Annotated in this window: 22 protein-coding genes; 9 read left to right on the top strand and 13 right to left on the bottom strand. The window is 72.1% G+C overall.

All coding sequences use genetic code 11. The features are described 5' to 3' along the window. Nucleotides 1-45 precede the first annotated feature (45 nt). Nucleotides 46-1,659: an LCP family protein gene (locus ACH5A8_RS18460; protein ID WP_399003205.1), complete on the top strand. Its 1,614-nt coding sequence runs from the start codon at nucleotides 46-48 to the stop codon at nucleotides 1,657-1,659. Between the two features lie 78 nt (nucleotides 1,660-1,737). Here the strand turns inward: ACH5A8_RS18460 and ACH5A8_RS18455 are convergent, their stop codons facing one another. After that, a complete protein-coding gene (locus tag ACH5A8_RS18455; protein ID WP_399003140.1) occupies nucleotides 1,738-2,763 on the bottom strand; it encodes a glycosyltransferase family 2 protein in 1,026 nt (341 codons plus the stop codon). Between the two features lie 127 nt (nucleotides 2,764-2,890). Here ACH5A8_RS18455 and ACH5A8_RS18450 point away from each other — a divergent pair, with 127 nt between their 5' ends. Beyond that, nucleotides 2,891-4,393 carry an LCP family protein gene (locus ACH5A8_RS18450; protein ID WP_399003138.1) on the top strand — a complete coding sequence of 501 codons (1,503 nt, stop codon included), beginning with the start codon at nucleotides 2,891-2,893 and terminating at the stop codon, nucleotides 4,391-4,393. 75 nt (nucleotides 4,394-4,468) lie between these two features. Here the strand turns inward: ACH5A8_RS18450 and ACH5A8_RS18445 are convergent, their stop codons facing one another. Then, the gene (locus ACH5A8_RS18445; protein ID WP_399003136.1) at nucleotides 4,469-5,026 is read right to left on the bottom strand and encodes an acyl-CoA thioesterase; all 558 of its coding nucleotides are present in this window, start codon (nucleotides 5,024-5,026) and stop codon (nucleotides 4,469-4,471) included. A 119-nt stretch (nucleotides 5,027-5,145) separates the two neighbouring features. On the opposite strand from ACH5A8_RS18445, the gene ACH5A8_RS18440 reads away from it, so the two are divergent. Then, entirely contained in the window at nucleotides 5,146-6,468 is a 1,323-nt protein-coding gene (locus ACH5A8_RS18440) for an LCP family protein (RefSeq protein ID WP_399003134.1), read from the top strand. 74 nt (nucleotides 6,469-6,542) lie between these two features. Here the strand turns inward: ACH5A8_RS18440 and ACH5A8_RS18435 are convergent, their stop codons facing one another. Further along, nucleotides 6,543-6,911: a four-helix bundle copper-binding protein gene (locus ACH5A8_RS18435; protein ID WP_399003132.1), complete on the bottom strand. Its 369-nt coding sequence runs from the start codon at nucleotides 6,909-6,911 to the stop codon at nucleotides 6,543-6,545. Between the two features lie 225 nt (nucleotides 6,912-7,136). Then, a complete protein-coding gene (locus tag ACH5A8_RS18430; protein WP_399003130.1) occupies nucleotides 7,137-8,294 on the bottom strand; it encodes an acyl-CoA dehydrogenase in 1,158 nt (385 codons plus the stop codon). Nucleotides 8,295-8,480: 186 nt separating this feature from the next. Here ACH5A8_RS18430 and ACH5A8_RS18425 point away from each other — a divergent pair, with 186 nt between their 5' ends. Beyond that, the gene (locus tag ACH5A8_RS18425; RefSeq protein WP_399003128.1) at nucleotides 8,481-9,824 is read left to right on the top strand and encodes a UDP-glucose dehydrogenase family protein; all 1,344 of its coding nucleotides are present in this window, start codon (nucleotides 8,481-8,483) and stop codon (nucleotides 9,822-9,824) included. Nucleotides 9,825-9,936: 112 nt separating this feature from the next. Here the strand turns inward: ACH5A8_RS18425 and ACH5A8_RS18420 are convergent, their stop codons facing one another. Then, a complete protein-coding gene (locus tag ACH5A8_RS18420; RefSeq protein WP_399003126.1) occupies nucleotides 9,937-10,443 on the bottom strand; it encodes a CGNR zinc finger domain-containing protein in 507 nt (168 codons plus the stop codon). Nucleotides 10,444-10,563: 120 nt separating this feature from the next. Here ACH5A8_RS18420 and ACH5A8_RS18415 point away from each other — a divergent pair, with 120 nt between their 5' ends. Next, nucleotides 10,564-10,920, top strand: a complete 357-nt coding sequence (locus ACH5A8_RS18415; RefSeq protein WP_399003125.1) for a VOC family protein — start codon at nucleotides 10,564-10,566, stop codon at nucleotides 10,918-10,920. 23 nt (nucleotides 10,921-10,943) lie between these two features. Then, nucleotides 10,944-11,336, top strand: coding sequence for a VOC family protein (locus ACH5A8_RS18410; RefSeq protein WP_399003123.1), 393 nt, complete (start codon nucleotides 10,944-10,946; stop codon nucleotides 11,334-11,336). A gap of 70 nt (nucleotides 11,337-11,406) precedes the next feature. Here ACH5A8_RS18410 and ACH5A8_RS18405 read toward each other — a convergent pair whose 3' ends face one another. From ACH5A8_RS18405 to ACH5A8_RS18395, 3 genes are read right to left on the bottom strand one after another with little or no spacing between them, the layout of a single operon-like run. Continuing rightward, nucleotides 11,407-12,594, bottom strand: coding sequence for a dipeptidase (locus tag ACH5A8_RS18405; RefSeq protein ID WP_399003121.1), 1,188 nt, complete (start codon nucleotides 12,592-12,594; stop codon nucleotides 11,407-11,409). Beyond that, nucleotides 12,591-13,127, bottom strand: coding sequence for a 5-(carboxyamino)imidazole ribonucleotide mutase (purE, locus tag ACH5A8_RS18400; protein WP_399003119.1), 537 nt, complete (start codon nucleotides 13,125-13,127; stop codon nucleotides 12,591-12,593). The genes ACH5A8_RS18405 and purE overlap by 4 nt, the downstream gene beginning before the upstream one ends. Further along, nucleotides 13,124-14,263, bottom strand: coding sequence for a 5-(carboxyamino)imidazole ribonucleotide synthase (locus ACH5A8_RS18395; RefSeq protein ID WP_399003117.1), 1,140 nt, complete (start codon nucleotides 14,261-14,263; stop codon nucleotides 13,124-13,126). The genes purE and ACH5A8_RS18395 overlap by 4 nt, the downstream gene beginning before the upstream one ends. A 219-nt stretch (nucleotides 14,264-14,482) precedes the next feature. On the opposite strand from ACH5A8_RS18395, the gene ACH5A8_RS18390 reads away from it, so the two are divergent. Then, on the top strand, nucleotides 14,483-15,106 hold the full coding sequence (locus tag ACH5A8_RS18390; protein WP_399003203.1) for a GtrA family protein: 624 nt from the start codon (nucleotides 14,483-14,485) through the stop codon (nucleotides 15,104-15,106). Between the two features lie 102 nt (nucleotides 15,107-15,208). On the opposite strand, the gene ACH5A8_RS18385 is transcribed toward ACH5A8_RS18390, so the two are convergent. Then, on the bottom strand, nucleotides 15,209-16,480 hold the full coding sequence (locus tag ACH5A8_RS18385) for an ATP-binding protein (protein ID WP_399003115.1): 1,272 nt from the start codon (nucleotides 16,478-16,480) through the stop codon (nucleotides 15,209-15,211). Between the two features lie 52 nt (nucleotides 16,481-16,532). Continuing rightward, a complete protein-coding gene (locus ACH5A8_RS18380; protein WP_019983855.1) occupies nucleotides 16,533-17,210 on the bottom strand; it encodes a response regulator transcription factor in 678 nt (225 codons plus the stop codon). A 575-nt stretch (nucleotides 17,211-17,785) separates the two neighbouring features. Here ACH5A8_RS18380 and ACH5A8_RS18375 point away from each other — a divergent pair. Beyond that, nucleotides 17,786-19,282 (top strand): oligopeptide:H+ symporter, encoded by a 1,497-nt coding sequence (locus ACH5A8_RS18375; protein ID WP_399003113.1) that lies wholly within the window; start codon nucleotides 17,786-17,788, stop codon nucleotides 19,280-19,282. 665 nt (nucleotides 19,283-19,947) lie between these two features. On the opposite strand, the gene ACH5A8_RS18370 is transcribed toward ACH5A8_RS18375, so the two are convergent. Continuing rightward, on the bottom strand, nucleotides 19,948-20,496 hold the full coding sequence (locus ACH5A8_RS18370) for an ATP-binding protein (RefSeq protein ID WP_399003111.1): 549 nt from the start codon (nucleotides 20,494-20,496) through the stop codon (nucleotides 19,948-19,950). Nucleotides 20,497-20,770: 274 nt separating this feature from the next. After that, nucleotides 20,771-21,148: an STAS domain-containing protein gene (locus ACH5A8_RS18365; RefSeq protein ID WP_399003109.1), complete on the bottom strand. Its 378-nt coding sequence runs from the start codon at nucleotides 21,146-21,148 to the stop codon at nucleotides 20,771-20,773. Nucleotides 21,149-21,385: 237 nt separating this feature from the next. Between ACH5A8_RS18365 and ACH5A8_RS18360 the strand changes: the two genes are divergently transcribed. Continuing rightward, nucleotides 21,386-22,291: an RNA polymerase sigma factor SigF gene (locus tag ACH5A8_RS18360; RefSeq protein ID WP_399003107.1), complete on the top strand. Its 906-nt coding sequence runs from the start codon at nucleotides 21,386-21,388 to the stop codon at nucleotides 22,289-22,291. Between the two features lie 28 nt (nucleotides 22,292-22,319). On the opposite strand, the gene hutI is transcribed toward ACH5A8_RS18360, so the two are convergent. Continuing rightward, a complete protein-coding gene (gene hutI / locus ACH5A8_RS18355) occupies nucleotides 22,320-23,504 on the bottom strand; it encodes an imidazolonepropionase (RefSeq protein ID WP_399003105.1) in 1,185 nt (394 codons plus the stop codon). Between the last annotated feature and the right edge of the window lie 122 nt (nucleotides 23,505-23,626).

Here is a 23,626-nt window from a genome sequence, read left to right as displayed (position 1 = left end):
ACCCAGAGTGGTCTGCGCGGGGAGGGGCCTGCGATCGACGACACGATGCCCCTCGCGGCGCGAGGTGGCGGCGCGCCGGAGGGCGACGGACGGCACGGCGGCGGCAGGGGCGGCGGGCGGGGGGCTCGCGGCACCGGTGGAAGACGTCCCAAGCGGCGGGTGCTGCGCTGGTCGGCGACGGTGCTGGCCGTGGTCATACTCGGCACGGCCGGCGCCGGATACCTCTACTACGAGCACCTCAACGGCAACATACAGAAGGGCGAGCGCGACAGCGGCGACTCCAAGGCGCACAAGGCGGAGCCCAACGCGGCCGGCCAGACGCCCGTGAACATCCTGCTGATCGGCTCCGACAGCCGCAACTCGGACGCGAACGTCGCGCTGGGCGGCAGCAGGGAGAACCGGGGCAACCCGCCGCTGGGCGACGTGCAGATGCTCATCCACCTGTCGGCGGACCGCAAGAGCGCCGCCGTGGTGAGCATCCCGCGCGACACGCGCGTCCACATCCCCCAGTGCACGGACCCGGACACCCACAAGGTGTACCAGCCGGTCGACACCATCATCAACGAGTCGCTGGCGCGCGGCGGCGCCGGCTGCACCCTCGCCACCTGGCAGAACCTCACCGGGGTCTACATCGACCACTGGATGACGATCGACTTCGCCGGCGTGGTGAGCATGGCGGACGCCATCGGCGGCGTCGACGTCTGCGTGAAGCAGAACGTGTGGGACCACTCGACGCCCGCCCAGCGCGGAGGGTCGGGCCTGAAGCTGCAGGCCGGCACGCGGAAGGTCAAGGGCGTGCAGGCCCTGCAGTGGCTGCGCACCCGGCACGCCTGGGGCAGTGACCTGATGCGGGCCCGGGCCCAGCACATGTACCTGAACTCGATGATCCGCACGCTGAAGGGCCAGAACGTCTTCACCGACACCGGCCGTCTGATGGACCTGGCCGAAGCGGCCACGAAGTCGCTGAAGGTCTCCGAGGAGATCGGCACCGTCAAGAAGCTGTACGACCTGGCCATGCAGCTCAAGACGGTCCCCACCGACCGGATCACCATGACGACGATGCCCAACGTCCAGGACCCGCAGAACAAGGACCACGTCGTACCGGACGGCGCCGACGCCGAGAAGATGTGGAAGATGCTCCGCGACGACGTGCCCTTCGACTCCAACGGCAAGGAGTCCGACGCGGAGGCGGCCGGCGCGAAGAAGGACGCGGACAAGACCTCCACGACCCCCGCCCACCCGGACGGCCAGATCGGCGTCATGGTGCAGAACGGCACCCGCACCGCCACCCTCGCCCCGGTCTCCCACCGGGCGAGCGCGATCAGCGAGGAGCTCGTGCAGAAAGGCTTCGCCAAGGCGTCGGCGGACGCCTCGGTGACGCCGACCGCCGACGACACGGTCGTGCGCTACCCGAGCGCCGACCTGAAGGGCGACGCCGAGCGCGTCGCCAAGGCGCTGGGCATCCCGACGACCTCGGTGGAGAAGTCGACCGACGTCTCCGGGGTCACCCTCGTGGTCGGCTCGGACTGGCGCACCGGCGCCGCCTATCCGAAGGAGAAGGCCCCGAAGGCGGGCGACATCCCGGAGAACTCCGACGCCCTCAACAGCGCGGACACCGGGCAGTGCATGGACGTGGCGGAGAAGATCTACACCTGGTAACCGCGACCGACGGCGAAGGCCCCCGCCCCGGGAACGGGGCGGGGGCCTTCGCCGTGCGTCCGCGGCCGGTGGTCTACCTCAGGTGGTGACGACCGCCGGGCGCCGGGAGGCGATGACCCTTCTGGCCAGCGACTTCGGGCTGGTGAGGAAGCCCCAGCCCCACGACATGTGCATGGTGGCGAGGGCGACCGGTATGCGCAGCCGGGCCTTCAGCGGCAGGCCCTTGCCGGCCGGCACCGAACCGGCGGCGATCGCCGCGAGATAACCGCCCGGGACCACGAACGCCCACGGGGTCAGGGCGGCGCCCACCACGATCCCGGCCGCGATCGCGCACACGGCGGTCGGCGGCGCGAGATAGCGCAGGTTGATCGACCCCTCGTGGTAGCGGGCGACGACGTGCCGCCAACGGCCGTAGTCCTTGTACTGCTTGGCCAGCGCCCGCACGCTCGGGCGGGGGCGGTAGGAGACCCGCAGCTCGGGCGAGAACCAGATCAGGCCGCCCGCCTCACGGATGCGGAAGTTCAGCTCCCAGTCCTGGGCGCGGATGAACTCCTCGTTGTAGCCGCCCTGTTGCTCCAGGGCCGCGCGGCGGAAGACGCCCAGGTACACCGTCTCGGCCGGGCCGGCCTCGCCGCCGGTGTGGAAGGCCGCGTTGCCGACGCCGATCTTCGACGTCATGGCGGCGGCGACCGCGTGCTCCCAGTCGTTCTCGCCCTCGGCGTGCATGACGCCGCCGACGTTCTGCGCGCCGGTCTCCTCCAGGAGCCGTACCGCCGTGGCGATGTAGTTCGGCGAGAGCATCCCGTGGCCGTCGACGCGGACCACGACCGGATGGCGGGAGGCCTTGATCGCGGCGTTCAGCGCGGCGGGGGTGCGGCCGGTGGGGTTCGGGACCGTGTGCACGCGCGGGTGGTCGCGTACGAGCTCGGCGGCGATCTCGTCCGTGCGGTCCGTGGACGGACCCAGGGCGATGACCACCTCCATCTCGCCGGCGTACTCCTGCGCGAGGATCGCTTCGACGGCCCCGCGCAGATGCCGCTCCTCGTTGAGGACGGGCATGATCACAGACACGGCGGGGAACCGCACGTCGGGCTTGGCGTTCATCGGTGCTCACGTTACCGCGAACGGGGGACACCGGTGCGCGCCGCGGGGGCCCGCGCACCGGTCAGCCGATCGTATGGCCCTACGGTGCTCACGGTGTCCACCCACGCCATAAGCGGAGGTGTCCCCCATGTCCACCACCTCGTCCCGGCCGCCCCGGCCGCCCGCTCAGTCGCAGCGCGGACCTCGACAGCCCCCACCGCCCGCCCGGCCGGACCGCATGCCGTACGCGCCCGTGCCCCGCCGCAGGCCGCGCTGGGCCATGCGGGCGGCGACCACCCTGTCGGTGGTGCTGCTGGCCTCCGCCGGGATCGGCCACGCGGTGGTCTCCAGCCTGGACGCCGACATCAGCCGGGTCGACCCCTTCAAGGACATGAAGAACCGCCCGCCCACGGGGCACGGCATGAACGTGCTGCTGGTCGGCACCGACGGCCGCGACAGGATCAGCGCGCGGGAGCGGCAGGCGTACCGGCTGGGCGGCCAGCCCTGCCACTGCACCGACACCATGATGATCGTGCACCTGTCCCGGGACCGGGAGCGGGCCAGCGTCGTCAGCCTGCCCCGTGACTCCTACGCCGAGCTGCCCGCCCACGTCGACCAGGTCACCGGCAGACAGCACGCCCCGCACCCGGTCAAACTGAACGCGGCGTACGCGGAGGGCGGGCCGAACCTCACCGTGCGCACCGTCGAGGGCATGACCCGTCTGAAGATCGACCACTACCTGGAGGTGGACTTCACCACCTTCATGCGCACCGTCGACGTGCTCGGCGGCGTCCGGCTGTGCACCGTCCAGCCGCTGAAGGACGCCTACACCGGCCTGGACCTGCCGGCCGGCACCCACACCCTGACCGGCGGGCAGGCCCTGCAGTACGTCCGCTCCCGGCACGTCGACTCGGCCAGCGACTTCGGCCGCATGCAGCGCCAGCAGCGCTTCCTGGCCGCCCTGCTGGAGCGGGCGACCTCCTCCCGGGTGCTGCTCAACCCCTTGAAGTTCCGCGACGTGACCCGGGCCGTGCTGGGCTCGGTCCGCGCGGACAAGGGCTTCCACACCGACGAGCTGCTCGATCTCGGGCGGGCGATGCGGAACTTCTCCCCCTCCTCCTCGGAGTTCACCACCGTCCCGATCGCGCGGACCGCCTTCCCGGTCAAGGGCCTCGGGTCGACGGTGAAGTGGGACGCGACGAAGGCGGAGGAGCTGTTCCGCTCACTGCGCGAGGACCGCCCGCTGGCCGTGCGCAAGCCGTCGCCGCGACCGGACGGCGCGGTCGGCGTGGAGGTCGCCCCGCAGCGGATCCGGGTCCAGGTGGAGAACGGCACCGACACCGCCGGGCTCGGCCGGCGGGTGGACACGGCGCTGGCGGCGGCCGGGTTCGTGACGACCAAGGCGCCCGTGGACTCCCCGGAACGCGGCGTGAAGCGGACCGCCGTGCTCTACGACCCCCGGTGGGACCGCTCGGCGCGGTCGGTGGCCGCCGCGCTGCCGGGCAGCGAGCTGCGGGCCGTGCCCGGGATGGGCGCCACGCTCAGGGTGATCGCGGGCGCCGACTACCGGGCGGTGCGGCCGGTGCGGGTCGAGGACCCGGTCAAGCGCGCCGCCCAGGTGGTGCGGGGCGACGAGGTGTCCTGCGAGTGAGCTGCGGGGCGTGAGGGCCTGGGAGCCGAGCCGGGGCTCGGGGACCGGGCCGGGGCCCGAAGTCGGGCCGGGGGCTCAGTCCTCGAAGCCCTCCGCCGCGCGCTTCTCGCGCAGCTCCTTGATGGCCCGGCGGCGGGCCAGGCGGTGGGTGCGGCGGATCTGGGCCTCCTCGTAGCGCCGCTTGTCCCGCTCGCTCTCGGGCAGGACCGGCGGCACGAGGCGCGGCTTGCCGTCGGCGTCCACGGCCGCGAAGACCAGATAGGCGGAGCCGACCTGGGTGGGCGGCGTGGACTCGTTCCAGCGCTCGGCGAGGACCCGGACGCCCACCTCCATGGAGGTCCGGCCGGTCCAGTTGACCTGGGCCTTCACATGGACGAGGTCGCCGACCCGGACGGGCTCCAGGAACACCATCTCGTCCATCGACGCGGTGACGGCGGGACCGCCGCTGTGCCGGCCGGCCACCGCGCCCGCCGCGTCGTCGACGAGCTTCATGATCACCCCGCCGTGCACCGTGCCCAGGAGGTTGGTGTCGTTGTGGGTCATGATGTGGCTGAGGGTGGTGCGGGACGCCGAGGTCGGCTTGCCCGGGATCTCCGGGGCGCCTGATTCCACGGCCGAGGACTGGTCTGTCATGCCCCCACCCTATGTCGAGGCGACAATCAGGCGGATTTGTGTCAGCTTCGCAACAGCGAGGCCCTGATTTCCCGACGGCCCTTGTGAGGCACACCGTGCGGCCCGGCACACTGGGCCACATGAATGAATGGCCCGAGGGGTGGTCCGACGAGAACCGCGGACCCCGGTACGGACGCGGCAGCGCCGGTGCGCAGCCGGAAGGCGCACGCGTGATGCGCCAGGTGCGGCGCGGCGGCCCCGCGGTGCCGCCCGGACAGCGCGGCGGCCCCGGCCGCGGCCCCACGGCGCCGCCCCACGGGGTGCCGCAGCAGCCGTCGTACGTCGACGGCGGCGAGGGCGGCGGCTACGCCGACGGCGGTCCGGGCTACGACAGCGGCTACAACACCGGCCAGGTCTACGGCGCCTCCGGCGGTGGCGGCCCGGCCGGTCCGGGCGGCTCCCGCCCGCGCGGTCCCCGGCCCGCGCCGAACTGGCGGCGCCGGATCAAGTGGACCGCGATCACGGTGGTCACGGTCGTGGTGGTGACGTCGGTCGCCACCTACTTCTGGGCCGACTCCAAGCTGCACCGCGACGTCGACCTCTCCAAGGTCATCGACCGGCCGGAGGGCGGCGAGGGCACGAACTACCTGATCGTCGGCTCCGACAGCCGGGACGGGCTGTCCTCCGAGGACAAGAAGAAGCTCCACACCGGCTCCGCCGAGGGCAAGCGCACGGACTCCATGATGATCCTGCACGTCGGGGACAACGGCGACACGCTGATCTCCCTGCCCCGCGACTCGAACGTGGAGATCCCGTCGTACAAGGGCGCCGAGTCGGGCAAGACGTACCCGGCCACCGGGCGGCACACCAAGCTGAACGCCGCCTACGCCGAGGACGGCCCGACGCTGCTGGTGCGCACCGTCGAGTACAACACCGGCCTGCACATCGACCACTACGTGGAGATCGGCTTCGCCGGCTTCGCCAACATCGTGGACGCGGTGGGCGGCGTCGAGATGAACATCGACAAGCCGTTCAAGGACAAGTGGTCCGGCGCCGACTTCCAGGCGGGCAAGCAGAAGCTGAACGGCGAGCAGGCCCTCGCCTTCGTCCGCACCCGGCACGCCTTCGCCGCCTCCGACCTCCAGCGCACCAAGAACCAGCAGAAGTTCCTGTCCGCGCTGGCGCACGAGGTGGCCACGCCGTCCACGATCCTCAACCCGTTCGCGTTCTATCCGACGATGAGCGCCGGCCTGGACTCCCTGATCGTCGACAAGGACATGAGCCTGTGGGACCTGGCCTCCATGTTCTGGGCGATGAAGGGCGTCAGCGGCGGTGACGGCACCTCCATGAACATGCCGATCTCGGGTTCCACGGGCGGCAACCTCGTCTGGGACAAGGCGAAGGTCAAGACCCTGGTGGACGAGCTGAAGAACGACGAGAAGGTCACCGTCTCCGACGGCTGACCGGCGGCGAGTCGGCACGGCGGGGTCCCACGGTCACGGAACCGCGGGGCCCCGCCACCGCGCCGGGGGCGAGGTCACATCGCGGCGCCCGCCATCGAGCGGCACATCTCCGCGCAGCGGCGACACGCCTCCGCACAGCGCATCATCATCTTGTCGTCGGGCATCGACATGCACGCCTCCGCGCACATGTCGCAGGCCTTGGCGCACATCGCGCACATGTCGGAGGACATCGGCGAGCGGCGCATCATCATGTCCGCGCACATCCGGGTGGTCTCGGAGCAGTCCATGAGCGCGCGCATGATCTGCATCTGCGCCTGACCGCCCATCTGCATGCAGGAGCTCATGGCCTCCTCGCAGATGCTGTGGCACGTCATGCAGGCGTCGACGCAGTCCTGCATCTCCTTGCTCATCGCGGTCATGGCACTGGGCTGGGTGTGGGTCATGGCTCCTCCTGGGGGGACGACGGGAGCCGGGGCCCGGGGTGGGCCCCGCGCACTACCGTCGTACGCCCGACCGCCCCCGGCCGCCATTCGGAGCGGACGCCGGGCGAGCCGCCGTTCGGGTGGCGGGCGTCGGCCGGGACCGGCCGCGCCGGCGCGGCGCCGCACACGCGCCGGCCCCCGGCGGTGTCCGCCGGGGGCCGGGTCGCGGGACCGTCAGGTGCGCCGTTACGGCAGGTTGCGGGCCATCACGATCCGCTGGACCTGGTTCGTGCCCTCATAGATCTGGGTGATCTTGGCGTCGCGCATCATGCGCTCGACCGGGTAGTCGCGGGTGTAGCCGTAGCCGCCGAGGAGCTGGACGGCGTCGGTGGTGACCTCCATGGCGATGTCCGAGGCGAAGCACTTGGCGGCGGCGCCCTGGTAGGTGAGGTCGGCGTCGCCGCGCTCGGAGGCGGCGGCGGCCTGGTAGGTCAGGGCGCGGGCCGCGGAGACCTTCATCGCCATGTCGGCGAGCATGAACTGGACGCCCTGGAAGTCGGCGATCGGCTTGCCGAACTGCTTGCGCTCCTTGACGTAGCCCTTGGCGTAGTCGAGGGCGCCCTGGGCGATGCCGAGGGCCTGGGCGGCGATGGTGATGCGGGTGTGGTCGAGGGTCTTCATCGCGGTGGCGAAGCCGGTGCCCTCGGCGCCGATCATGCGGTCGGCGGGGATGCGCACGTTGTCGAGGTAGACCTCGCGGGTCGGGGAGCCCTTGATGCCGAGCTTCTTCTCCGGGGCGCCGAAGGAGACGCCCTCGTCGGACTTCTCGACGACGAAGGCGGAGATGCCCTTGGTGCGCTTGTCGGGGTCGGTGACGGCCATCACCGTGTAGTACTCGGAGACGCCGGCGTTGGTGATCCAGCGCTTCACGCCGTTGAGGACGTAGGTGTCGCCGTCGCGGACCGCCTTCGTCTTCATGCCGCCCGCGTCCGAGCCCGCGTCGGGCTCGGACAGGCAGTACGAGAACATCGCGTCGCCCTTGGCGAGCGGCGTCATGTACTTCTTCTTCAGCTCCTCGGAGCCGGACAGGAGCACCGGCAGCGAGCCCAGCTTGTTCACGGCCGGGATCAGGGAGGAGGAGGCGCAGACGCGGGCCACCTCCTCGATGACGATGACCGTCGCGAGGGCGTCCGCGCCCGCGCCGCCGTAGCTCTCGGGCACGTGCACGGCGTGCAGGTCGTTCGCGACCAGGGCGTCGAGGGCCTCCTGCGGGAAGCGGGCCTCCTCGTCCACGGCGGCGGCGTGCGGCGCGATCTTCGCCTCGGCCAGCGAGCGGACGGCGTCGCGGAGCATGTCGTGCTCCTCGGACGGGCGGTACAGGTCGAAGTCAGCCGATCCGGCCAAGGTCTCTCACGCTCCAAAGACGACCAGTGATGCTAATTACCGTTAAGTAACTCAAATTTTAGGGGGCCCGCCCGCGCGAGGGATACGTGAGCTTGGCGACAGCGGGGACATTGCCCGGCGAGGGCCCCGCCCATGCCCCGGATATGCTCGGGCAGCGCATTGCCATCATCCCTCCTGGAGCACCCCATGAGCCTGAAGATCACCGTGATCGGCACCGGCTATCTCGGCGCGACGCACGCCACGGCCATGGCCGAGATGGGGTTCGAGGTGCTCGGGCTGGACGTGGTCGCCGAGAAGATCGAGACGCTGCGGCGCGGCGAGGTCCCGATGTACGAGCCGGGCCTCGACGAGCTGCTGCGCCGGCACGTGGCCGGCCTCGAGGGCTCCACCGGCCGGCTGCGCTTCACCCAGGACTGGGCCGAGGCCGGCGCCTTCGGCGACGTCCACTTCATCTGCGTGAACACTCCGCAGAAGCACGGCGAGTACGCCTGCGACATGAGCTACGTCGACTCCGCCGTCGCCTCCCTGGCCCCGCACCTGGCCGGGCCGGCGCTGGTGGTCGGCAAGTCGACGGTGCCGGTGGGCTCCGCGGACCGGCTGGCCCGGACGATCGCCTCGCTGGCGCCCGCCGGCGAGGACGCGGAGCTGGCCTGGAACCCGGAGTTCCTGCGCGAGGGCTTCGCCGTCCAGGACACCCTGCACCCCGACCGGATCGTGGTCGGCGTGCGCAGCGAGCGGGCCGAGAAGCTGCTGCGCGAGGTGTACGCCCAGCCGATCGGCGAGGGATCGCCGTTCGTGGTCACCGACTTCCCGACCGCCGAGCTGGTGAAGACCTCCGCGAACTCCTTCCTGGCCACGAAGATCTCCTTCATCAACGCGATGGCGGAGGTGTGCGAGGCGGCCGGCGGCGACGTGGCCAAGCTGGCCGAGGCCATCGGGTACGACGACCGGATCGGCCGGAAGTTCCTGCGTGCCGGGATCGGGTTCGGCGGCGGCTGCCTGCCCAAGGACATCCGGGCGTTCATGGCCCGCGCCGGCGAGCTGGGCGCCGACCAGGCGCTGACGTTCCTGCGCGAGATCGACTCGATCAACATGCGCCAGCGCGGTCAGATGGTCGAGCTGGCCCGGCAGGCGCTGGGCGGCGGGCCGTTCCTCGGCAAGCGGATCGCGGTGCTCGGCGCCACCTTCAAGCCCGACTCGGACGACGTGCGCGACTCGCCCGCGCTGAACGTGGCCGGGCAGATCCACCTCCAGGGCGGCCAGGTCACCGTCTACGACCCCAAGGGCATGGACAACGCCCGCCGGGTCTTCCCCACCCTCGGCTACGCCGACTCCGCGCTGGAGGCGGTCCGGGGCGCCGACGCGGTGCTGCACCTGACGGAGTGGCGGGAGTTCCGCGAGCTGGACCCGGCCGAGCTGGGAGAGGTCGCCGCCTCCCGTCTCGTCCTGGACGGGCGCAACGCCCTGGACCCGGACCTGTGGCGGCGCGCGGGCTGGACGTACCGGGCGATGGGCCGCCCGACGGCATAGCGGCGGGGGCGGCCGGCGCGGGCCTCGGCGAGCGGACCGGCGACGCCGGTTCGGCCGAGGCTCAGTCGGCCGAACCGGCGTCTTCCCGCATTCTGCACCACGGGCGCGCCCGTCACCCCTCCCGCGCCCGGTACCGGCGCATCTTCGCGCGCGCTCCGCACACCCGCATCGAGCACCAGCGCCGCCGTCCGGCCGGGCTGCGGTCGTAGTACGCCCAGTGGCAGTCGGCCGCCTCGCAGGCCTTCAGCCGGGCCCAGGTGCCCGCGACGAGCCCCTCGGCGACCGCGGCGGCGACCCGGGAGAGCAGCGGCCCGGCGTCGGCCGGGGCGAGGGCGGCGGAGCCGTCGCGCGCGTCGACGGCCACCAGCAGCGGGGCCCGGGCCAGCAGCTCGCCGAGCGGGGCGACCTCGCGGTGCGGGGCGTGACCGGCGTGCGCCAGCAGCACCGCCCGCAGCGACTCGCGCAGCTCGCGCGCCGGGGCCAGTTCCGCCTCGCCGATCCCGAGGCCCGCCCGGCCCTCCGGCGTGTCGAGCAGGTCGGCGCCCGTCTCCAGGTCCAGCGTGTTCACCAGGGACTCGACCAGAGCCAGGCCGCCGGGCGCGGGCGCTCTCTCACTCATGGCAGCGACGGTACCGCGCCGATCCGGTTGCGCCGTTACCGGTGAGGGGGCAGCATGCAGTAACGGTTACCGGTTACCCGGCTCTTCGGGTAACCACCGTCGCTTCCTGGGAGGAAACTCATGGCTCTGGCCAAGCTGGGTGTCGTCGTCCTGGACTGTCCCGACCCGCGCGCGCTCGCCGGCTTCTACGCCGAGGTGCTGGGCGGGGCGGTCGAGGGGGAGGGCGACTGGGTGGACCTGAAGGTGCCGGGCGGGACGGCGCTGGCGTTCCAGCGGGCGCCGGGCTTCGTGCCGCCGAAGTGGCCCGCCGCCGACGCCTCGCAGCAGTTCCACCTGGATCTGACCGTGGACGACCTGGACGCGGCCGAGCGGGGCGTGCTCGCGCTCGGCGCGAAGCCGCTGGCCGAGCCGGGCGGCAGGAGCTTCCGGGTTTACGCCGACCCGGCCGGGCACCCGTTCTGCCTGTGCGCCTGCTGACACCCAGGAGACCGGGAGGTCCCATGCCCGCCGCGGTACGTCTGCGTTCCGTCGTGATCGACTGCCCCGACCCGCACGCCCTCGCCCGCTTCTACGCGGACGTCGCCGGGGGCACGCCGCAAGCCGAGGACGACGACTGGGTCGTCCTGACGGTCCCCGGCGGGTCGCGGCTCTCCTTCCAGCGGGCGCCCGGTCTGACGCCGCCGGAGTGGCCGCGCGCCGACCGCAACGCGCAGCAGTTCCACCTCGACTTCGACGCCGGGTCGACGTGGGAGGAGATGGACGCCGCCCATGAGCGGGTGCTGGCGCTGGGCGCGCGGCCGCTGGACCTGGAGGACAGCGAGAAGAAGGACTTCCGGGTCTACGCCGATCCGGCAGGGCATCCGTTCTGCCTCTGCCGGATCGAGCACGCGTAGCGGACGGCCCTGATCAGAGCCCGTGTGCGGATCCCCGCCCCGGCCCGGGCGCGGTGGCGCACACGGGCTCTCAGCCGTCCAGTTCCCCGATCGTCGCGTGGGACGGCGCGCGCGTGGCCCGCAGGCCGCGGGCGACGTCCTCGGCGGCGCCCAGCACCCGTACCGCGTTCTGCCAGGTCAGCTTGGCGAGGTCGGACTTCGACCAGCCGCGCTCCAGCAGCTCGGCGAGCAGGTTCGGGTAGCCGGAGACGTCGCTGAGGCCGTCGGGGGTGAAGGCCGTGCCGTCGTAGTCGCCGCCGATGCCGATGTGGTCGACGCCGGCGACCTCGCGCATGTGGTCGAGGTGGTCGGCGACGGTGGCCACGGTCGCGACCGGCCGCGGATGCGCCTCCTCGAAGGCGCGGTGGACCTTCATGCCCTCCTCGGTGGTGTCGAGGTGGTGCAGGCCGTGCGCGCGCATGTTCTCGTCGGCGGCGGCCGTCCAGTCGACGGCTGCCTGGAGCACGAACTTGGGCACGAACGTCACCATCGCCATGCCGCCGTTGGCGGGCAGCCGCTCCAGGACGTCGTCCGGGACGTTGCGCGGGTGGTCGCAGACGGTGCGGGCGGAGGAGTGCGAGAAGATCACCGGGGCCGACGAGGCGTCCAGCGCGTCCCGCATGGTCGTCGCGGCGACGTGGGAGAGGTCCACCAGCATGCCGAGGCGGTTCATCTCCCGCACCACCTCGCGCCCGAAGGCGGACAGGCCGCCCACGGCCGGCTCGTCCGTCGCCGAGTCCGCCCACGCCACGTTGTCGTTGTGGGTGAGGGTCATGTAGCGCACGCCGAGCGCGTACAGGCCGCGCAGGGTGCCCAGCGAGTTCGCGATGGAGTGGCCGCCCTCGGCGCCCATCAGCGAGGCGATACGGCCCTCGGCGCGGGCCGCCTCCATGTCGGCGGCGGTCAGCGCGGGCGCCAGGTCCGCCGGGTAGCGCTCCAGCAGCTGCCGTACGCAGTCGATCTGCTCCAGCGTCGCCGGGACCGCGTCGGGCAGGTCCGAGCGGACGTACACCGACCAGTACTGCGCGCCGACGCCGCCCTCGCGCAGGCGGGGGATGTCGGTGTGCAGGTGGGCGCTCTGGCCGGTGGCGATGTCGCGGGCGCCGAGGTCGTAGCGGACCTGCTCGCGCAGGGCCCAGGGCAGGTCGTTGTGGCCGTCGACGACGGGGAACTCGCGCAGCAGTTCCCGGGCCCGCTCCAGGGAGCCCACGGCGCTCACTTCCCGGTCCCGAAGCCGAAGCCGCCCGCGCCCTCGGCCTTGGCGCGCAGCCGCTTTCCCTTCTCGGTGGCCTGGTCGTTGAGGTCCTGGAGGAACTCGGTCATGCGCTGCCGCAGGTCCTCGTCGTGCGCCGCGAGGATCCGGGCGGCCAGCAGGCCCGCGTTGCGCGCGCCGGCCACCGATACCGTCGCCACCGGGATGCCGGCGGGCATCTGCACGATGGAGAGCAACGAGTCCATGCCGTCGAGGTACTTCAGCGGCACGGGCACGCCGATCACGGGCAGCGGAGTGACGGAGGCGAGCATGCCGGGCAGGTGGGCGGCGCCGCCCGCGCCCGCGACGATCGCCTTCAGGCCGCGCTCGGCCGCCTGCTCGCCGTACGCGATCATCTCGCGCGGCATGCGGTGCGCGGAGACGACGTCGACCTCGTAGGCGATCTCGAACTCGTCCAGTGCCTTGGCGGCGGCCTCCATCACGGGCCAGTCGGAGTCCGACCCCATGACGATGCCCACAACGGGGCCAGCGGCGCTCATTCTGTGATCGTGCCTCTCAGGTAGCCGGCTGCGTGACGGGCGCGCTCCAGCACGTCGTCCAGGTCGTCGCCGTAGGTGTTGACGTGTCCGACCTTGCGGCCGGGCTTCACGTCCTTGCCGTACATGTGGATCTTGAGCTGGGGGTCGCGGGCCATGCAGTGCAGGTACGCGGAGTACATGTCGGGGTAGTCGCCGCCCAGGACGTTCGCCATGACCGTCCACTTCGCGCGCGGGCGCGGGTCGCCCAGCGGCAGGTCGAGGACCGCGCGGACGTGGTTGGCGAACTGGGAGGTGATCGCGCCGTCCATCGACCAGTGGCCGGAGTTGTGCGGGCGCATCGCCAGCTCGTTGACGAGGATGCGGCCGTCGCGGGTCTGGAACAGCTCGACGGCGAGGTGGCCGACGACGCCGAGTTCCTTGGCGATGGTCAGGGCCATCTCCTCGGCCCGCAGCGCGAGGGACTCCTCCAGGTCGGGGGCCGGGGCGATCACGGTGTCGCAGACGCCGTTCACCTGCCGGGACTCCACCACCGGGTAGGCGACGGCCTGCCCGTGCGGGGAGCGCACGACGTTGGCGGCCAGCTCGCGGACGAAGTCGACCTTCTCCTCGGCGAGGACGGGGACACCGGCCCGGAACGGGTCGGCGGCCTCCTCCGCGGAGTCGACCACCCACACGCCCTTGCCGTCGTAGCCGCCGCGGACGGTCTTGAGGACCACGGGGAACCCGTCACCCTCCGCGGCGAAAGCCTCGACGTCGGCCGGATCGGTGACGATCCGGTGCCGTGGGCACGGCACGCCGAGTTCGTCGAGCCTCGCGCGCATCACGCCCTTGTCCTGGGCGTGCACGAGCGCGTCGGGGCCGGGGCGCACGGGGATGCCGTCCGCCTCCAGGGCCCGCAGGTGCTCGGTGGGGACGTGTTCGTGATCGAAGGTGATCACGTCGCAGCCCCGTGCGAAGGCCCGCAGCGTGTCCAGGTCGCGATAGTCGCCGATGACGACGTCGCTCACGACCTGTGCCGCGGAGTCCTGGGGTGTGTCACTGAGGAGCTTGAACCTGATGCCGAGCGGGATGCCCGCCTCGTGTGTCATACGAGCGAGCTGGCCACCGCCGACCATGCCGACTACCGGGAACGTCACGCCCCTAGGGTATCGGCCGGGCCACCGTGGCCGGATCCCGCGCTCCCGGGCCGTCCGTTCCCGGTCTCTCACCGGGTCCTTCACCGTCTCTTTCCCGTCTTTTCCGGCACTCTTTCCGACCCGTTCGGCGGCTCATGAGCCGTCCGCGGGCGCGGACACCCGCCGCTGGTTAGCATGGCGGGGTTGACGAAACCGACCCGGACGGGGGCCTGCACGACCATGGGACGTGGTTCCTCGGGGCACCGATCGGCGCCCCCGGCCTCCCCGGCGCCCCCGGCTCCCCCCTCCTCCCCCGCCCCCCGGGGCGGGCTGCTGCGACGGATCGGCCGGGCCTGGCGCGAGGTCGTCAAGTTCGGCGCGGTGGGCGGGGCGGGCCTGCTGGTCAACCTGCTCGTCTTCAACCTGGTGCGGCACGTCACCGATCTGCAGGTGGTCCGGGCGAGCGTCATCGCGACCATCGTCTCGATCGTCTTCAACTACATCGGTTTCCGCTACTTCACCTACCGGGACCGGGACAAGAGCGGCCGCACCAAGGAACTGACCCTGTTCCTGCTGTTCAGCGCGGTCGGCCTGGTGATCGAGAACGGCGTGCTCTACCTGGCGACGTACGGCTTCGGCTGGGACAGCCCGTTGCAGAGCAACGTCTTCAAGTTCCTCGGCATCGGCATCGCGACCCTGTTCCGCTTCTGGTCCTACCGCAGCTGGGTCTTCCGCGCCCTGCCCAGCCGGGAGAGCGGCGCCCGCCACGACGGCGGCGAGCCCGGCGCCCGGGAGGCCGTGGCCGACGCGGAGTCGTACCTGCGGGCCCAGTCGAAGAAGCCCCGGTCGAGGGTCTCCCGCTGACGGGGCCTTCGCCGTCCCGTCCGCCCCGTCTCCACGGCTGTCCCCTCGCGGGCCCGTCTCCTCAGCCGTCCCCGCCGGCGGTCCCGTCCTCGGCCGTCCCCGCTAGCGGACGGTCGGCAGGTCCTCCACGGACCGCTTCAGCGGGGGCGTGCGCGACAGGAACAGGCCGAACACCGGCGGCTGGGCCTGGAGCAGCTCCAGGCGGCCGCCGTCCGCCTCGGCGAGGTCGCGGGCGACCGCCAGGCCGATGCCCGTGGAGTTGCGGCCGCTGATCGTGCGCTCGAAGATGCGGGCGCCCAGGTCGGCGGGGACCCCGGGGCCCTCGTCGGTGACCTCCACGACCGCCTGGTTGCCGGTGACGCGGGTGCGCAGCGCCACCGTGCCGCCGCCGTGCATGAGGGAGTTCTCGATCAGCGCGGCCAGCACCTGCGCGACCGCGCCCGGGGTGCCCACCGCCCGCAGATGCCGCTTGCCTGAGCTGACGATGGCCCGGCCGGCGCTGCGGTAGGCGGGACGCCACTCCGCGATCTGCTGCTGGATGACCTCGTCGATGTCGAAGGTGACCGCGGAGCCGGTGCGCGGGTCGCGGGAGTTCGTCAGCAGCCGCTCCACCACGTCCGTCAGCCGCTCGACCTGGGTGAGGGCGACGTTCGCCTCCTCCTTCACCGTGTCCGGATCGTCGGTGAGGGTGATCTCCTCCAGGCGCATGGACAGCGCGGTCAGCGGGGTGCGCAGCTGGTGGGAGGCGTCGGCGGCCAGCCGCCGTTCCGCGGTGAGCATGCGGGCGATGCGCTCGGCGGAGGAGTCCAGCACGTCGGCGACGCGGTCCAGCTCGGGGACGCCGTAGCGCTTGTGGCGGGGGCGCGGGTCGCCCGAACCGAGCCGCTCGGCGGTCTCGGCGAGGTCGGTCAGCGGGGAGGCGAGCCGGTTGGCCTGGCGGATCGCCAGCAGCACCGCGGCGATCACCGCCAGCAGCGCCACCAGCCCGATGATCAGCAGCGTGCGGCCGACCTCGCGGGTGACCGACGAGCGCGGCTCCTCCATCCGGACCGTCTCGCCCTGCTCGCCCGTGGCCGTGGAGTGGATCACGTCCCCGGCCGGCTTGGCGCCGACCTCGATCGTCGGGCGCCCGGGAATGGCGATCACCGCATACTGGCCCGGGGCCACCTGGTCGCGCAGGATGTCCGCGTTGACGGTCTCCGCGCCCAGCAGCCGGCTGTCCACGATGCTGGCCAGCCGCAGCGCCTCGGAGTCGACCCGCTCCTGCGCGCTGTTGCTGATCGTGCGGGTCTCCACGATCACCAGGGAGACGCCGAAAACGGCGATCACGACGAGCACCACGGCGAGCGTGGACTGGATCAGTCGACGGCGCATGACCTCTTACCTGCCGGGACCCGGACCGCGGTGCCGCCCGGCTCTGGTCGAATCAGCTCTTCTCGAAACGGAAACCGACGCCGCGCACGGTCGCGATGTAACGGGGGTTGGCCGCGTCGTCGCCGAGCTTCTTGCGCAGCCAGGAGATGTGCATGTCGAGGGTCTTGGTCGACGACCACCAGGTGGTGTCCCAGACCTCGCGCATCAACTGGTCGCGGGTGACGACCCGGCCCGCGTCGCGCACCAGCACCCGCAGCAGGTCGAACTCCTTCGCGGTGAGCTGGAGCTCCTCGTCGCCCATCCAGGCGCGGTGCGACTCGACGTCGATGCGCACGCCGTGCGTGGCGGGCGGCTGCTGCGGCTCGGCCGAGCCGCGCCGCAGCAGGGCCCGGACCCGGGCGAGCAGTTCGGCGAGGCGGAACGGCTTGGTCACGTAGTCGTCGGCGCCCGCGTCGAGACCGACGACGGTGTCCACCTCGTCGGCGCGCGCGGTCAGGATCAGGATGGGCACGGTGTGGCCGTCGGCGCGCAGCCGGCGGGCGACCTCCAGGCCGTCCATACCGGGCAGGCCGAGGTCCAGCACGACCAGGTCGACGCCGCCCTGCATTCCGGCGTCGAGCGCGGTGGGTCCGTCCTCACGCACCTCGACCTCGTAACCTTCCCGGCGCAGTGCGCGGGCCAGCGGCTCCGAGATGGACGCGTCGTCCTCGGCGAGCAGTACACGGGTCATGGGGTGATGGTAGTCCGCCCGCGCCACCCCCCGGGGCGGTGCTGCGGTGTGATCGAACTCGGCCGCTCTTACCTTCCGGCCTGATGGGGCGCGCCCTCGGGACGGTCCGGCACGAACCCTCCACCGCGTCCCCGCCGGTCGTCCACCGCCCTCGGGCGGCGCCGACGAACGAGAGGTGCGATCCTTGAATACACCTTCGAAAACGTGCGCGCGGTTCCGTGACCTGCTGTGATCCGTGTCTCAAGTCCTTCCATATCCGGCACTGTCCTGCCGTATGGTGAGCTGAACGCCTGTAGCACGCAGCGGACCTTTGGCGCTCATACGACGCTGAGGGTCCCTTTTGCGTGCGGGCCGGTTCCGTCCGGCCTCGAAAGGAACGACCTAGGGCCGGGCCTCGCTGGACGCATCGTCGCGTTGCGAGGCGTGGATCCCGGTGGCCGCCGTCCGTCGCTCCGCAACCCGGGGCGTACTCCCCTGGGCGTGGGGTGGACGACAGGCCCCGCCGGTGCCGGCCAGCCCCCCACCGGGCGCGCGAACCGCTCGTCGAAGCGCGTCCCGACCAGCAAGGAACGACCATGGCGTCCAGCCTGACGAAGGACTCGGTCCGTCCGGGCACCCCCGGTTCCGAGAAGACCTTCTTCGGCCACCCCCGCGGCCTGGCCACCCTCTTCATGACCGAGATGTGGGAGCGCTTCTCCTACTACGGCATGAAGGCCCTGCTCCCGCTGTACCTGGTGGCCCCGGCCGGGCTCCACATGAACGCGGCCACCGCGACCGCGATCTACTCGGTGTACCTCTCGCTCGTGTACCTGCTCGCCCTGCCGGGCGGCTGGTTCGCGGACCGGGTCCTCGGTCCCCGCAAGACCGTCGCCGTGGCCGGCGCGGTCATCATGCTGGGCCACCTGACGCTGGCCCTGCCCTGGGCGGGCAGCTTCTTCGCCGGCCTCGGCCTCGTCGCCATCGGCTCGGGTCTGCTGAAGGCCAACATCTCCACGATGGTCGGCCACCTCTACCGGGGCGCGGACGACCCGCGCCGTGACGGTGGCTTCACGCTCTTCTACATCGGCATCAACCTCGGCGCCTTCGCCGCGCCGCTGATCATCGGCACCGTCGGCGAGAACGTCAACTGGCACTTCGGCTTCGCGCTCGCGGCGCTCGGCATGGCGGTGGGCCTGGCCCAGTTCCTGCTCGGCTCGCGCCACCTGGACGCCCGCTCGGACGTCGTTCCCACGCCGCTGTCGGAGCAGGAGAAGAAGGCCACGCTGACCAAGGCCGCCCTGTGGGCGGGCATCGCGGTCGTCTTCTACGCGATCGTCGGCTTCTCCGGTGTCTACACGCTGAACTGGCTGCTGGTCCCGATCACCGTCGCCGGTCTGGTCATCCCCGTCATGGTCATCGCCCGCATCAAGCGGGACAAGGAGCTCGACCGCGCCGACCAGTCGAAGATGAGCGCCTACATCTGGTTCTTCGTCGCCGCGGCCGTGTTCTGGATGATCTACGACCAGGGCGGTTCGACCGTGTCGCTGTTCGCCGAGTCCTCGGCGAAGAACACGATCTTCGGCTGGAACTTCCCGGTCTCCTGGTACCAGTCCGTGAACCCGGTCATGATCATGGCGCTGGCCCCGGTCTTCGCCTGGGCGTGGCTGGCGCTGGCGCGGCGCGGCAAGGAGCCGAGCACCGCGGTGAAGTTCACGATGGGCCTGGTGCTGATCGGCGCGTCCTTCTTCCTCTTCCTCGCCCCGCTGGCGATCGCCGACGGCGGTCACAAGGCGGCCGCGCTGTGGCTGGTGGCGATCTACTTCGTCCAGACCGTCGGTGAGCTGACGCTCTCGCCGGTCGGCCTGTCGGTCACCACGAAGATGGCGCCCGCGAAGTACGCCTCCCAGATGATGGGCGTCTGGTTCCTGGCCGTCACCGCCGGTGACGCCACGACCGGCCTGCTCTCCATCGCCGGCGTCGACCTCAACAAGACGGGCATCGTGACCCTGGAGGCGGTGCTCGCCGTCATCGCCGGTGTGGCGGTGTGGATGTACCGCAACAAGGTCAAGCAGCTCATGGGCGACGTCCGCTGACCCGAGCCGACCTCACGGCCGCTTCTTCCGGAGGGCCATCGCACTCCCCTGACGGGGGTGGGGTGGCCCTCCGGGCGTTTTTCAGGGGGTCCGGGCGGCGGCACGGGCGGCACCGCGGGAATGGCCGGAACATGCCCCTCCGGATCCGGGGAACGGCGCTGGGGAGGTGTACCGCACCGCGAGGGCGACCGGCGGCTGGCCGTGACTCGGGGTGGCTGAGGGCTGCTCGCGGCGGGGCTGGGCGGGGCGGGTGGGCTCGGCAGGCGCGGGCGGGCCCGGCGGGCGCGGGCGGACCGAACGGGCACGGGCGCGCCAGGCAGACGCGCCGGACAGGCGGGCGCGGCGGGCCAGGCAGACGCGCCGGACAGGCGGGCGCGGCGGGCCAGGACGCCGACGCCAGGCAGGTGAGGCGGCCGGCGCGAGACGGGCCGACGCCGGGCGGGCGGCTCGGCGCGACGGCAGGCCGAGCGCGGCGGGACGACGCGAGGCGGGACGACGCGCGGCGGGACGACGCGAGGCGGGACGACGCGCGGCGGGACGACGCGAGGCGGGACCGGCCAGGCGGGACGGCGTGCGGCGGCGGGCGGGCCGCGGAGACGCCGGGCGCGCCGGGCCTTGGACGGCCGGCGCGCGGGGGTGGCGGGGTGAGGCGGGTGCCCGGAGGGCTACGCGGGGGCGCCGAGTTCCGCCCAGACCTTCTTGCCGGCGATGCCGGGGACGCGTACGACGCCCCAGTCGAGGCACAGGCGCTGGACGATGAACATGCCGTGGCCGCCGGGCCGGCCGGCGCGGTGCGGGGTGCGCGGCGCGGGCTGGCCGGTGCCGCGGTCGGCGACCTCGATGTGGATCACCTTGTTGTCACAGGTGAGCTCCAGCTCCTCGGGGCCTTCGGCGTGCAGGCACGCGTTGGTGACCAGCTCGGAGACGACGAGGAGCACATCCTCCGCGGCCGCCCGCTGGTCGGCGCTCGCGGCGGGCAGCCAGCCCCACGCGTGCAGCGCCTGGCGGGTGAAGTCACGGGCGAGCGGCACGACGCCGCTCTCGCCGTCGAAGCTCAGCCTGCGGACCTGACGACCCCCGGACGGGGCCGCCGGCACGGCCGTCGCACCTCCTGCGGACGCACCGTCCGCCGGCACGCCCCCCTCGGACGCCCCGGAAGCGCCGCTGGGCTCCGGGCCGCGGTCGCCCGGCGAGCAAGGCCGGGTGGTGCTCATCAGCGCTTCACCTCACCGATTCACCAGTTCACGATTCAGACATCACTGCATCCGTACACGCGGTACCTCCGCGCGCACGTCCCCGCCCACACCGGCCGGCCCCTCGCCGGCTCCCGGTCCGGGCGACCGGTCCGTCCAGCATGTCTCCTGCCCGACCGTTCCGGCGGGACACCCCCGTTTTCCGGCCCACGGGCGTGACGCCCGGTGCGGACCGGCCTGGAGGTGCCGCTGAGTACAGGTACGGAAAGGACACGTCTGCTGCTCGGCGACCGGCTCAACCGGTCTCGGCGGCCAGCGCGTCCTCGAGCGTGTCGTGCACGCTGAAGACGGCGTCCGCCCCGGTGATCTCGAACACTCGGGCCACCACCGGCAGCATCCCGGCGAGATGCACACCTCCCCCGGCCGCCTCCGCCTTCAGCCTCGCCCCCAGCAGCACGTTCAGCCCCGTGGAGTCGCAGAACTCCAGGCGTGAACAGTCCACCACCAGGCGCGAGCGCCCCTTGTCGAGGCACTCCTCGAGCGGCTCGCGCAGCAGATCGGCCGTGTGATGGTCCAGCTCACCCGCCGGGGTCACCACGGCACTCGAACCTTCCTGCCGCACTTCCACCAGAAGCCGGCCCGACTGTGCACTGCCGACCGTCCCGCGGTCCATGCCGTCTCTCTCCCGGGGTCTTGGCTGCTGACTGACGCCCTCGAACACTACGCCTTCCCGCAGCGCTCCAACACCCGAACAACCGCACACAAACGGACATACTTCCACAGAACGCACTTGCGGTCGTCCCAGGAAAGCGGGTAGGGCTAGTAGGGACACGTACCCGACACGGCCGGCTTTGGAGGCGCCGCACACCGCAGTGCACGAACTGGCTTCGGCAGCCATATGCCGAGAACGATGGAGGACATCATGTCATCCCGGCTCGACGCCTCGCACACCCCGAGGGCGACGTCGACATCCACTCCGGTCCGCCTGGAGCCGATCGGCGCAGAGGACGCACTGGCCGGACTTCCGGAGATCCCCGCGTACGACGAAGTGGCCCCGGACGACGCCCGGGCCCTGTCCAAGACCCTCTTCGAGCGGCTGGAGTCCCTCGAGGAAGGCACCCACGAGCACGCGTACGTACGCAACACCCTCGTCGAACTCAACCTCGCCCTGGTCAAGTTCGCCGCCTCCCGCTTCCGCTCCCGCAGCGAGCCGATGGAGGACATCATCCAGGTCGGCACGATCGGCCTGATCAAGGCGATCGACCGCTTCGAACTCTCGCGTGGGGTCGAGTTCCCGACCTTCGCGATGCCAACCATCATCGGCGAGATCAAGCGCTTCTTCCGCGACACCTCGTGGTCCGTGCGCGTCCCGCGCCGACTCCAGGAACTGCGGCTGGACCTGGCCAAGGCCGGTGACGAGCTGGCCCAGCGGCTGGACCGCGCCCCCACCGTGTCCGAACTGGCCGCCCACCTCGGCCTGTCCGACGAAGAGGTGGTCGAGGGCATGGCGGCGTCGAACGCGTACACCGCCTCGTCGCTGGACGCCCAGCCCGAGGAGAACGAGTCGGAGGGCGCGCTCGCGGACCGGATCGGCTACGAGGACCACGGGATCGAAGGCATCGAGTACGTCGAGTCGTTGAAGCCGCTCATCGCCGAACTCCCCTCCCGCGACCGGAAGATCCTGTCCTTGAGGTTCGTCGCCAACATGACCCAGTCGGAGATCGGCGAGGAGCTCGGCATCTCCCAGATGCACGTCTCGCGGCTGCTGTCGCGGACCCTGGTGCGCCTGCGCAAGGGCCTCACCGTCGTGGAGTGAGGCCCGGGCGCGCTCCGGCCGGACCGCGTCAGACCTCGCGCACGCCGCGCCGCCACACCTGGTCGACCAGGGGCACGCCCGGCCGGTAGGCGAGGTGGACGTGGCTGGGCGCGTCCAGGACGATCAGGTCGGCGCGGGCGCCGGGGGCGAGCCGGCCGATGTCGTCGCGGCGCAGCGCCGCCGCCCCGCCGGCCGTGGCGGACCAGACCGCCTCGTCCGGCGTCATCCCCATGTCCCGCACCGCCAGCGCGACGCAGAACGGCACCGAGGACGTGAAGGACGAGCCGGGGTTGCAGTCGGTGGACAGGGCCACGGTGACGCCCGCGTCGAGCAGCCGACGGGCGTCGGGCCAGGCGGCGCGGGTGGAGAACTCGGCGCCCGGCAGCAGGGTGGCGACGGTGCGGCCGGCGGCCAGCGCGTCGACGTCCGCGTCGGTGAGGTGCGTGCAGTGGTCGGCGCTGGCCGCGTCGAGCTCGACGGCGAGCTGCACGCCGGGGCCGTAGGAGAGCTGGTTGGCGTGGATGCGCGGGGTGAGGCCCCTGGCCATGCCCGCGGTGAGGATCGCGCGGGCCTGGTCGCCGTCGAAGGCGCCCTTCTCGCAGAAGACGTCGATCCAGCGGGCGTGCGGGGCGCAGGCGTCCAGCATCTCGCCGGTGACCAGCGCCACGTAGGCCGCGGGGTCCTCGGCGTAGTCCGGGGAGACGATGTGGGCGCCGAGGTAGGTGACCTCCTCGGTGTGCCGGGCGGCGATGCTGAGGGCGCGGGCCTCGTCGGCGACGGTGAGTCCGTAGCCGGACTTCGTCTCGAACGTGGTGGTGCCCTGGCGCAGGGCCTCGTCGAGGTGGCGGACGAGGTTGGCCTCCAGCGCGCCGTCGCTCGCGGCGCGGGTGGCGGCGACCGTGGTGCGGATGCCGCCCGCGCTGTAGGCCCGGCCGGACATGCGGGCGTTGAACTCCTCGGTGCGGTCGCCCGCGAAGACCAGGTGGGAGTGGGAGTCGACGAACCCCGGCAGGACCGCCCGGCCGCCCGCGTCGACCCGGGTGTCAGTGGCGGGTGCTTTGCTTGATTCACCGGTCCACACGACGCGGTCGCCCTCGATGACGACGGCCGCGTCCCGGATCAGTCCGAGGGGAGACGCGTCGCCGAGGGAGGGGTCGTTGGTGACCAACGTCGCGATGTCCGTGATGACGGTGCTGGTGCTCGCGCTGCTCATGGTGTCCGTGTCCTCGCAGATGGCGGTGGGGTCAGGGCCTGCCCGGCGGATCACGTCGCAGGTGAGCGGCGGTGCCGGACCGACTCGGGTGAGCGGGGCTCGGTGCGTCCCTGTGCAAGGCG

This window comes from Streptomyces sp. NPDC018610 (assembly GCF_044391765.1).
Taxonomy (GTDB): Bacteria; Actinomycetota; Actinomycetes; order Streptomycetales; family Streptomycetaceae; genus Streptomyces.
The sequence above is the reverse complement of the archived record's forward strand: the minus strand, read 5'-3'. Positions and strand labels throughout refer to the sequence as shown.

Excerpts from the sequence above, each read along its gene's own strand:
- ACH5A8_RS18460 (WP_399003205.1), top strand. The coding sequence starts at position 46 with ATGCCCCTCGCGGCGCGAGGTGGCGGCGCGCCGGAGGGCGACGGACGG.
- ACH5A8_RS18425 (WP_399003128.1), top strand. The coding sequence starts at position 8,481 with ATGAGCCTGAAGATCACCGTGATCGGCACCGGCTATCTCGGCGCGACG.
- ACH5A8_RS18420 (WP_399003126.1), bottom strand. The coding sequence starts at position 10,443 with ATGAGTGAGAGAGCGCCCGCGCCCGGCGGCCTGGCTCTGGTCGAGTCC.
- ACH5A8_RS18455 (WP_399003140.1), bottom strand. The coding sequence starts at position 2,763 with ATGAACGCCAAGCCCGACGTGCGGTTCCCCGCCGTGTCTGTGATCATG.
- ACH5A8_RS18390 (WP_399003203.1), top strand. The coding sequence starts at position 14,483 with ATGGGACGTGGTTCCTCGGGGCACCGATCGGCGCCCCCGGCCTCCCCG.
- ACH5A8_RS18380 (WP_019983855.1), bottom strand. The coding sequence starts at position 17,210 with ATGACCCGTGTACTGCTCGCCGAGGACGACGCGTCCATCTCGGAGCCG.
- purE (WP_399003119.1), bottom strand. The coding sequence starts at position 13,127 with ATGAGCGCCGCTGGCCCCGTTGTGGGCATCGTCATGGGGTCGGACTCC.
- ACH5A8_RS18435 (WP_399003132.1), bottom strand. The coding sequence starts at position 6,911 with ATGACCCACACCCAGCCCAGTGCCATGACCGCGATGAGCAAGGAGATG.
- ACH5A8_RS18445 (WP_399003136.1), bottom strand. The coding sequence starts at position 5,026 with ATGACAGACCAGTCCTCGGCCGTGGAATCAGGCGCCCCGGAGATCCCG.
- ACH5A8_RS18450 (WP_399003138.1), top strand. The coding sequence starts at position 2,891 with ATGTCCACCACCTCGTCCCGGCCGCCCCGGCCGCCCGCTCAGTCGCAG.
- ACH5A8_RS18370 (WP_399003111.1), bottom strand. The coding sequence starts at position 20,496 with ATGAGCACCACCCGGCCTTGCTCGCCGGGCGACCGCGGCCCGGAGCCC.
- hutI (WP_399003105.1), bottom strand. The coding sequence starts at position 23,504 with ATGAGCAGCGCGAGCACCAGCACCGTCATCACGGACATCGCGACGTTG.
- ACH5A8_RS18360 (WP_399003107.1), top strand. The coding sequence starts at position 21,386 with ATGGAGGACATCATGTCATCCCGGCTCGACGCCTCGCACACCCCGAGG.
- ACH5A8_RS18440 (WP_399003134.1), top strand. The coding sequence starts at position 5,146 with ATGAATGAATGGCCCGAGGGGTGGTCCGACGAGAACCGCGGACCCCGG.
- ACH5A8_RS18365 (WP_399003109.1), bottom strand. The coding sequence starts at position 21,148 with ATGGACCGCGGGACGGTCGGCAGTGCACAGTCGGGCCGGCTTCTGGTG.
- ACH5A8_RS18375 (WP_399003113.1), top strand. The coding sequence starts at position 17,786 with ATGGCGTCCAGCCTGACGAAGGACTCGGTCCGTCCGGGCACCCCCGGT.
- ACH5A8_RS18410 (WP_399003123.1), top strand. The coding sequence starts at position 10,944 with ATGCCCGCCGCGGTACGTCTGCGTTCCGTCGTGATCGACTGCCCCGAC.
- ACH5A8_RS18385 (WP_399003115.1), bottom strand. The coding sequence starts at position 16,480 with ATGCGCCGTCGACTGATCCAGTCCACGCTCGCCGTGGTGCTCGTCGTG.
- ACH5A8_RS18415 (WP_399003125.1), top strand. The coding sequence starts at position 10,564 with ATGGCTCTGGCCAAGCTGGGTGTCGTCGTCCTGGACTGTCCCGACCCG.